This window comes from Thiorhodococcus mannitoliphagus, assembly GCF_010915725.1.
Taxonomy (GTDB): Bacteria; Pseudomonadota; Gammaproteobacteria; order Chromatiales; family Chromatiaceae; genus Thiorhodococcus; species Thiorhodococcus mannitoliphagus.
The window spans coordinates 1-1,181 of record NZ_JAAIJR010000349.1 but is presented as its reverse complement, the minus strand read 5'-3'; the positions used below and the strand labels follow the sequence as shown (position 1 = coordinate 1,181).

Genomic DNA, 1,181 nt, shown 5'->3' with positions numbered 1-1,181 from the left:
GGAAAGCCGCTTGTCCGGTTCTGAGAGGGGCCGGGTCGCAACCTGGACCACGGGCGAGATCATGTGGCACCGCCGGGAAACCAGGCGGCAAACAGAGAACACAAACGTCGCCCTACCGTCCGGGGAGTGCCCGGCCTACTCAAAACCCCGTGACCCCTGGCTGAAATAGATTCAGCCCCGCTTGTCGAAAGCCTTTGAAATCGAGAAGGTTATGCACGAGGGCCTCGGAGGCATGAATAGAGATTGCCGACCTTGGATTGTCCACCCGCAGAATATCAGGTCCCTTGGGGATGCGGAAAAGACTGACTTCGATACATGGACATCACGGCGCGTCATGACACATGCACAAAACCACGCATAGCCATGGCTGTGAAGGTCACGATTCGTGAGCGGTTATCGGAGGCCGTTCTCGCGACCTCCTATCGCCTTGCCGCTTTGGCGTTGCGCGAGCAATCGCGCGACGGATACATGCGGCTTTTTCGGATCATGGGTGCGAGTTGGAGCCGGTTTCTTCGGGCCACGTGGATGCTTGTGGTACTTGCGCAACTGCACCTGTTGCGCGGTGGCGAGCAGCCAGGCGGCCATCGCCTCGGGCGTGAACGTTTGAAACACGGCCCATTCCTCGGGCGTGATCAGGGTGTTGAGGCACTCATCCACGCGGGCCATTTCGTTGACGAGATAATAGCCGGAGACCTCGGTCTCGACCGTCTCGGCACCATGCACCTGGCGCAGCGTCGCCTTGATGACAGCCAAGGCGTTGTAGGCGACGATGGCCATGGCCAATCCGAACAGGGCGGCGGGCGGATAGACCAGGGTCTTAATCTCGCAGCGCAGCTCGGTGGTGACATGCAAGAAGGCCTTTTCCAGCGTCCAGCGTTCGCGGTAGAGGGCCGCGACCAGCGCCGCGTCGGGGAGCGTCGTCAACAAATACAGCGTGGTCTCGCCCTCGCGTGTCGGGGTGTTCAGCTCCAGGCGAATCCGGCGCAGCTCCAGGCGCTGCACCCCGTCGGGGGCGGGAATGGTCACGCGCTGCTCGCTGAGTTGCCCCTCGGCGGTGGCGGCGACCAAGCGCATCGGCTCAAGCGGTTGGCAGGGGATCTGCTGCATAGCCGTCAGGCTAAGAATAGCCAACGTTATTCATTTTCCATAAACCATTTATATTTCAATCTATTGAACAACTC

Annotated in this window: 1 protein-coding gene; it reads right to left on the bottom strand. The window is 60.3% G+C overall.

Annotated elements, in window-relative coordinates:
- Positions 1-393: 393 nt before the first annotated feature.
- Positions 394-1,131 carry a hypothetical protein gene (locus G3480_RS26800; protein ID WP_240906110.1) on the bottom strand — a complete coding sequence of 246 codons (738 nt, stop codon included), beginning with the start codon at positions 1,129-1,131 and terminating at the stop codon, positions 394-396.
- Positions 1,132-1,181 lie beyond the last annotated feature (50 nt).